The sequence below is a fragment of the Haloarcula pellucida genome (assembly GCF_014647235.1).
GTDB lineage: Archaea > Halobacteriota > Halobacteria > Halobacteriales > Haloarculaceae > Haloarcula > Haloarcula pellucida.
In genome coordinates this window covers 1,247,359-1,254,436 of the sequence record NZ_BMOU01000001.1, presented here as the reverse complement: position 1 = coordinate 1,254,436, position 7,078 = coordinate 1,247,359, and the positions used below count along the sequence as shown (strand labels likewise).

Genomic DNA, 7,078 nt, shown 5'->3' with positions numbered 1-7,078 from the left:
AGAGGAACTACGATTGGCCGCCACTGGTGTACCGGTCGTTCGAGAGAGCGCTGCCGGGTAGCCACGCGGCACGGGGTAAGAGCTGAACGCATCTAAGCTCGAAACCCACCTGGAAAAGAGACACCGCTGAAGGCCCCTGTAGAAGACAGGGTAGATAGACTCGGGGTGTACGCACTGAGGTAACGAAGTGTTGAGCCCACGAGAACTAACAGTCTGAAGCCATCATTCATACGCACTGTGACTCGCAGTTCAGCCATCGAGCTGACTGAACGAGTCCAGGCGCAAACTGGATCGCACGTACACAAGGTTGTTCGACCGAGACTGGTGATTTCGCGGTTCGATTCCGCGACTCGGCGTTAGGCGGCCATAGCGGCGGGGTTGCCTCCCGTACCCATCCCGAACACGGAAGATAAGCCCGCCAGCGTTCCAGGGAGTACTGGAGTGCGCGAGCCTCTGGGAAATCTGGTTCGCCGCCACCATTCATACTTTCATCGAGCCTCGCAGAGAGTCATCTCTCTGCGGGGCTTTTTGCATGTATAGAGAGCGGCAGCGCTGTCGGCGGCGGAACGCGTTCGAGGCTGCGCCGTCGGCACACGGTATGCCAGCGAACCCGGGCGTCGTATAACGGCTGATGGACGTGACGCGTTCGGGACCGGCGTTCACGCCCTGGAGACGCTCGCGGACGACGAGACGCTGACCGCCGACGTAACCGTCGTCTGTAACGGCGGTAGTCGAACACTTGTTGCAGTCGACATGCGGGGCGCATCGCGCACTCTCGACCGTGGGATCGACGCGCGTGCCCGTCTTCGCTCGATAGCGGCAGCCACGACAGCGCTGGGATGAACCGACCCGCAAGGGGGCGTCGGGGAACGTCTCCGTCAGGCCGTAGCCACTCCTGGGTGGAGTCGAGGAGCGCTGATAGTGCGCACCGGTAGCGTCGTCAGAGCGTCCCGTGGGCGGTCGAGGTCGACGATACTCGGCACGCTACTGTCACAGAGATAACTGCCGGGGCCCCCGATCGGTTTTTAACGGTCGATGCGGACCGAGGCCCGAACGTCGGCGGCGGAACGCGCAACGTCAACGGTGTAGCGGCCGTCGTCGACGGTCCATCCCCCGGCCGGGTCGTACCGCGAGAAGGCGAGATGGTCGAGCGACAGCGAGACGGTGCGCGACTCACCGGCATCGAGCGCGACTGCGTCGAAGGCGGCCAGTTCCCGAACCGGACGGTCGATGTCGTCGGTGTCCGGTGGGCGGACGTACGCCTGGACCACCTCGCGGCCCGGTCGGTCTGCGACGTTCTCGACGGTGACCTCGACGGTCGACTCGTCGATGGCCACAGCGTCGCGGTATTCGAACGTCGCATAGGAGTGGCCGTGGCCGAACGGGTAGGTCGGGTCGTGGTCGGTCGCGTCGAAGTGTCTGTAGCCGACGAACAGGCCCTCGTCGTAGTGGGCCACGCCGTCGACGCCGGGGAACCGTCGCTCGTCGCTCGTCGGGTACGCCTCTTCGGGCGCGAACGTGACGGGGAGTCGACCACCGGGGTCGCGGTCACCGTAGAGGACTGTAGCGAGCGCCGACCCGTCGGCCTGTCCGGGGTACCACTGTTCGAGGACTGCCGCTACGTCGTCGCGCCACGGCATCTCGACCGGGCCGCCCGAGCGGACGACGACGACGGTCCGGTCGTTAGCCGCGGCGACGGCCTCGACGAGTTCGTCCTGTCGACCGGGAAGCGAGAGGGAATCACGGTCGCGGGCCTCCGTCGTCGCGTCTCGGACGACGACGATCGGTACGTCGGCGTCGGCGGCGGCGTCGACGGCGGCATCGAGCGACGGGTCAACGGGGGGTGTGGACCCGCCGTCGCTGTCGTGGCCACTCTCGACGAACGGTAGCAGGTCGAACAGCGATACGTCCTCGATTTCGGGGACGCCGGGTGCGACCGTCACTGTCCCGTCGGCCCGCGATTCGATTCCGTCGGCGGGACTGACCGAGTGAAACGGGGTCGTCTCCGAGGACCCGCCGCCACCCAGTTTCGGTTCGTGGACGTGAGGGCCGACGACTGCGACGTCGGCGTCGTCGGCGAGGGGGAGGACGTCGTCGTTGTCGAGCAGGACGGTCCCTCGGACGGCCAACCGCTCGGCGAGGTCGCGGTGGCGCTGGCTATCCAGTTCGCCGGGACGGTCCTCGTCGTCGAACAGGCCGATTCGAGCCATCTGCCCGAGGACGCGCGTAACCATGTCGTCCAGTCGTTCGGGCGAGACGTCGCCGTCGTCGAGAGCGGTCGCAAGCGGGTCGCCGAACAGGCCCGCGTGGGTCGCGTCGGGGATGCCGTCGGGCCACTCGAAGTCGTCGAGTGCGTCGTCGCCCGCTTCCGGGACGCCCGGCATCTCCACGTCCAGTCCGGCGTTCGCCGCGCCGACAGTAGTCTCCAGCCCATACCAGTCGGAGACGACGTAGCCGCCGAACCCCCATTCGTCTTTGAGCACGTCGCCGACGAGCCGTTCGTGGTCGCTCATATGCGTGCCGTTCACGCGGTTGTACGCGGTCATCACCGACCCGACGCCGCCCTCGACGGCGGCCCGGAACGGCGGGAGGTACAGTTCGCGAAGCGTCCGTTCGTCGACGTCGGCACTGACCGTCGTCCGGTGGGTCTCCTGATTGTTGGCGACGAAGTGTTTCACCGTCGCGACGACGTCCTCGGACTGGATGCCGGAGACGAGCGCTCGGCCGATGTCGCTCGCGTGAACGGGGTCCTCGGAGAGGTACTCGAAGTTGCGGCCACACTGCGGGACGCGGATGATGTTCACACCCGGGGCCAACAGCGCGTCTTGGTCGTGGGCGCGCGCCTCGCGGGCCATCGCGGCACCCTGCGTCCGTGCGAGGTCGGGATCGAACGTCGCCGCCGTCGCGAGGGAGGCGGGGAACGCCGTCGCGCGTTCGCCCTCGGCCCGGATTCCGAGGGGACCGTCGACCAGTCTGAACGGTGGGATTCCGAGCCGTTCGACGCCGGGGAGAAAGCCAGTCGCGGTCCCTTCAGGGTCGTCGGTCCCGCGAACCAGCGATAGTTTCTCCGCACGGTCCATCTCGGCGAGGAGTGTGTCGACATCGGCTGGCGTCCGTTCCATTGGATACCGAATCGTCGTGCCGGGTGATATAAAGCGTTCCCACGGGACCGAACGGCGGCACAACCGATATCTGTCTCTCCGGCGAACAGTAGCTATGGCGGACAAGACTGACGCGCTACCGGCCGAGACAGATATCGGGCGGGTCGCTCTCACCGTGGGTGATGCGACCGAGACGGTCGAGTTCTACGAGACGGTGGTCGGACTGTCTGTCCACGAGCGACAGGCGGCGCGGACGGTCCTCGGCGACGGCGAGACGCCGTTGCTGGAACTACACGAGGATAGCGGGGCCCCGGAACGCTCTCGGTCGGCGGCGGGCCTGTTCCATACGGCGTTTCGGGTTCCGTCGCGGGCAGCGCTGGGTGACGCGCTGGAACGCATCGACACCGAGTGGCAACTGTCCGGGGTGTCGGACCACCTCGTGAGCGAGGCGCTGTACTGTCGGGACCCGGAGGGAAACGGGGTCGAAATCTACCGGGACAGACCGCGAGAGGAGTGGGGGGAGACGGCCGACGGCGGCGTCGAGATGGCGACGAAAACGCTGGACCGTGACGGTGTCAGAGCCGCTGCGACCGGCGCGAAAGGAGCGCCCGAGGGAACCGACGTCGGCCACGTTCACCTCGAAGTCACATCGCTCGAAGCGGCCCGTGCGTTCTACGTCGATGCGCTGGGGATGAACGTCCGGACGACCTACGACGGCGCGCTGTTTCTCGCCGCCGGCGACTACCACCACCACGTCGGTGCGAACGTCTGGAACGGCCGGACAGACCCGGCAAGCGGTCGGGGACTCGCGTGGTTCGAACTCGTGTTCCCGAACTCACGGACCGTCGAGGCGGCGACCGACCGACTCTCGACTGCGGGTTACGAGGTGACGGCCGACGGAGACGGGGTGTCGGTCACCGACGGCGACGACATCACGCTGCGTCTCCGATCGTGAACCGGTTGTGTCGGTGTTACCGGCTACTCAAGGGGGCAGACGCGGTAACGGGGGTATGGTAGCGAGCGCTGTACACGACGGCGGGTGGCAGACGATAGACGCGGCGGGAGTCCTGGAGGGGCGACGATGAACGGGCCACATCAGGGCCAGCAACTCGTCGCCGCCGGCACGCCGCTCGAAGCGGCCGACGCGGCGATGGTGCTCGTCCACGGGCGCGGGGCGACGGCCCGGAGCATCGTCCAGATGGGACAGGAGGTCCATCGGGACGGCCTCGCCCTCCTCGCGCCGCAAGCCGCCGGCAACACGTGGTATCCGAACTCCTTTCTCGCCCCCGTCGAGGACAACGAACCGGGCCGAAGTTCCGGCTTGCAGGCCGTCGGCGACGCCGTCGAGACGGCGACGGAGGGCGACGTTCCACGGGAGAAAGTCGTCTTGCTCGGGTTCTCGCAGGGCGCGTGTCTCGCGAGCGAGTTCGTCGCACGGAACCCACGACGGTACGGCGGTCTCGCGGCGCTGAGTGGCGGTCTCATCGGGGAGTCCGTCGACCCGACGGAATACGAGGGCGACATCGAACGGACGCCCGTGCTCGTCGGGTGTAGCGACGTCGACCCGCACATCCCGCTGGAGCGGGTCCACGAGACGACCGAGGCGTTCGAACGGCTGAACGGCGACGTCGACGAGCGCATCTACGAGGGGATGGGCCACGGCGTCAACGAGGATGAACTCGACGCGGTCTCGGAACTGGTCGCCGACGTTCTCGGGTGAGGCGCCGGCGACCGGGTTACTGCGGGCTCACCGCGAGGCTTTGACGACCGCGACCGTACGTCACGCATGACCATGACGCGCCGTGATTGGCTCCGAGCGACCGGTGCGCTCGGCGTCGTCGGCCTCGCCGGGTGTAGCGGCAGCGGCGGGTCGGGCGGTGGCGCCGACCAGCCGAACCGAACCGGGGGTGAGACGGGGCAGTCCACGTCGGCGGCCCGACGACCGCCGACGGCCGACCGGTCGCTGTACCTCGGCCACGACATCGAACACGTCTCGGACAACATCGTCAGTGGCGGCGTCCCGAAAGACGGCATCCCGGCTATCGACGACCCGAAGTTCGGGCCGGCGAGTGCGGCCCCACTCGACCCGGGTGACCCGGTGTTCGGTGTCGTCCGCGACGGTAAAGCGAAGGCGTACCCCCAGCGCATCCTCGTCTACCACGAGGTCGTAAACGACACCATCGCCGGTGACCCGGTGGCAGTGACGTACTGCCCGCTGACCGGCACCGCACAGGGGTTCGACCGCGGGCCCGTCGAGTTCGGCGTCTCCGGTCGACTCGTGAACTCGAACCTGACGATGTACGACCGTGGGACCGATAGCTGGTGGCCGCAGGTGCTCGCGACGGCGGTTCGCGGCGAGATGCAGGGGGCGACACTCAGGGAGTTCCGTGTGGTCTGGACGACGTGGGAGGCGTGGCAGACCGAACATCCCGACACCGTCGTGCTCACCGAGGACACCGGGTTCCAGCGCCGCTACGGGACCGACCCGTACGGTTCGTACAACCCGAAGCGCGGGTACTACGCCAGCGCCCAGACGTTGTTCGCACCGCTGGAGTCCGACGACCGGGTCGACCCGAAGCGTGTGGTCCTCGGCACACGGACCACGGAGGGCGCACTCACCTTCGACAAAGAGACGCTCCTGACCGACCGAGTTCGCACCGGCGACATCGGGGGCACCCAGTACGTCGCCGTCGCCGACGACGCACTCTCGACGGGATACGTCTACGCGAACCCCGAGAGCGTGTCGGTGAACGCCGTCGAAGACGGGTACCGAGTCGGCGGCGAGACGTACACGGCCGACTCGCTCCCGCTGGAACGGTCACTCGCCTTCGACGGGATGTGGTTCGCGTGGGCAGGATTCTACCCCGGGGTGGACTATGTCCGCTGACGTCGCCGCGGGGTCACAGTCGGCGGTGGCCCACGTCGAACGACTCCTCCGGCAAACCGGCGTGGCGATTCGTGGGGCGTTCTCCCGCCGCGACGGCCGTGCGACGTTCGGTGTGGCGAGCGTGTCGTACCTCCTCGTCTACCTCGCCGGCTTGCGACACCTCGGCTTCGGGCCGTGGGGAGTCGAGCTATCCGTCGTCGCGGACCCGCTCGCCCGGGCGACGCGGATGGTCAGCCCCTTCCAGTGGGAACCGGTCGCGCTCGTCGTGGCCGGTCCGGTAGAACTGCTCGTCTCGCCACTGAACGTCGCGCTGGGGACGGCGCTGGCGGTCCTCGTCGGCGTGAACCTCGCCGTCTCTGTGGTCGCCTACCGCGGTCCGAAAGCCTGCAAAATCGGTCCCGGTGCGGGTGCGGCCGCGGGGCTCCCGGGACTGCTCTCCGGGTTCGCCTGTTGCGGGCCGACGATACTGCTGGTGGTCGGGCTACAGGCCAGCGCCACAGTGCTCACGGTGTTTCAGTGGCTCGTCCCGTTCGCGGGGCTCGCACTGGTCGGGACGTTGCTGTGGGTCGGGACGAACGTCGACCTCGAGGCCTGACTACTCGATGTCCGAGAGCGCTCCGAACTCGTCGACGGGGACCACGGAGTAATCGATGTTCAGCGTGTCCTTCGTCGCGCGAATCTTCCCGACGAACGTCGATATCTCCTCTAAGTCGCCCTCTAGGACGAACAGCTCCATACAGCGGTGTTCGCCGACGTGACTGTGGAAGTTCGAGGCGACGAGGCCCTCGTGTTCGTGGCGCAGGTGCATCATCTTCTCCTCGACGGTGGTCGTGTCGTAGTCGAAGAGGACGGTGACGATGCCCATCAGTTCGCGGCCCTCCAGTCGCTTGTCTTCGAACTCGCCCAGCAGGTTCCGACTGGCTTCGCGGATAATCTCGCTGCGGCCCGTGTAGCCGTGTTCGTCGGCGAACTGGTCGATGCGCTCCAGTAGCGACTCCGGCATGGAGACACTGACGACGGTCATGTATTAATCGAGTACCCCGTTCCTATTAATGATTATCGAACCGGGCGGGAACCGACAGACTGTGGC

At 67.1% G+C, this 7,078-nt stretch carries 6 protein-coding genes and 2 rRNA genes; 6 read left to right on the top strand and 2 right to left on the bottom strand.

What is annotated here, in order from left to right; all coding sequences use genetic code 11:
• Positions 1-229: ribosomal RNA gene (locus tag IEY28_RS06665) — 23S ribosomal RNA — on the top strand; the annotation flags it as partial.
• A 127-nt stretch (positions 230-356) separates the two neighbouring features.
• Positions 357-479: ribosomal RNA gene (rrf, locus tag IEY28_RS06660) — 5S ribosomal RNA — on the top strand.
• A 546-nt stretch (positions 480-1,025) separates the two neighbouring features.
• Here the strand turns inward: rrf and IEY28_RS06655 are convergent.
• On the bottom strand, positions 1,026-3,122 hold the full coding sequence (locus tag IEY28_RS06655; protein WP_188995641.1) for a beta-glucosidase: 2,097 nt from the start codon (positions 3,120-3,122) through the stop codon (positions 1,026-1,028).
• Positions 3,123-3,216: 94 nt separating this feature from the next.
• Here IEY28_RS06655 and IEY28_RS06650 point away from each other — a divergent pair, with 94 nt between their 5' ends.
• The 4 genes from IEY28_RS06650 (at position 3,217) to IEY28_RS06635 (ending at position 6,583) form a co-directional block, all read left to right on the top strand.
• Entirely contained in the window at positions 3,217-4,056 is an 840-nt protein-coding gene (locus IEY28_RS06650) for a VOC family protein (protein ID WP_188995640.1), read from the top strand.
• Between the two features lie 126 nt (positions 4,057-4,182).
• Positions 4,183-4,821 (top strand): alpha/beta hydrolase, encoded by a 639-nt coding sequence (locus IEY28_RS06645; RefSeq protein ID WP_188995639.1) that lies wholly within the window; start codon positions 4,183-4,185, stop codon positions 4,819-4,821.
• A gap of 66 nt (positions 4,822-4,887) precedes the next feature.
• On the top strand, positions 4,888-5,988 hold the full coding sequence (locus IEY28_RS06640; RefSeq protein ID WP_188995638.1) for a DUF3179 domain-containing protein: 1,101 nt from the start codon (positions 4,888-4,890) through the stop codon (positions 5,986-5,988).
• Complete coding sequence (locus IEY28_RS06635) at positions 5,978-6,583, top strand: hypothetical protein (protein ID WP_188995637.1); 606 nt, start codon at positions 5,978-5,980, stop codon at positions 6,581-6,583. Before IEY28_RS06640 ends, IEY28_RS06635 begins: the two co-directional genes overlap by 11 nt.
• On the opposite strand, the gene IEY28_RS06630 is transcribed toward IEY28_RS06635, so the two are convergent.
• The gene (locus IEY28_RS06630) at positions 6,584-7,012 is read right to left on the bottom strand and encodes a CopG family ribbon-helix-helix protein (protein ID WP_188995636.1); all 429 of its coding nucleotides are present in this window, start codon (positions 7,010-7,012) and stop codon (positions 6,584-6,586) included. It abuts the gene before it with no gap.
• Positions 7,013-7,078: the final 66 nt, after the last annotated feature.

Coding starts and splice junctions, on each gene's coding strand:
- IEY28_RS06650 (WP_188995640.1), top strand. CDS start 3,217: ATGGCGGACAAGACTGACGCGCTACCGGCCGAGACAGATATCGGGCGG.
- IEY28_RS06630 (WP_188995636.1), bottom strand. CDS start 7,012: ATGACCGTCGTCAGTGTCTCCATGCCGGAGTCGCTACTGGAGCGCATC.
- IEY28_RS06645 (WP_188995639.1), top strand. CDS start 4,183: ATGAACGGGCCACATCAGGGCCAGCAACTCGTCGCCGCCGGCACGCCG.
- IEY28_RS06635 (WP_188995637.1), top strand. CDS start 5,978: ATGTCCGCTGACGTCGCCGCGGGGTCACAGTCGGCGGTGGCCCACGTC.
- IEY28_RS06655 (WP_188995641.1), bottom strand. CDS start 3,122: ATGGAACGGACGCCAGCCGATGTCGACACACTCCTCGCCGAGATGGAC.
- IEY28_RS06640 (WP_188995638.1), top strand. CDS start 4,888: ATGACCATGACGCGCCGTGATTGGCTCCGAGCGACCGGTGCGCTCGGC.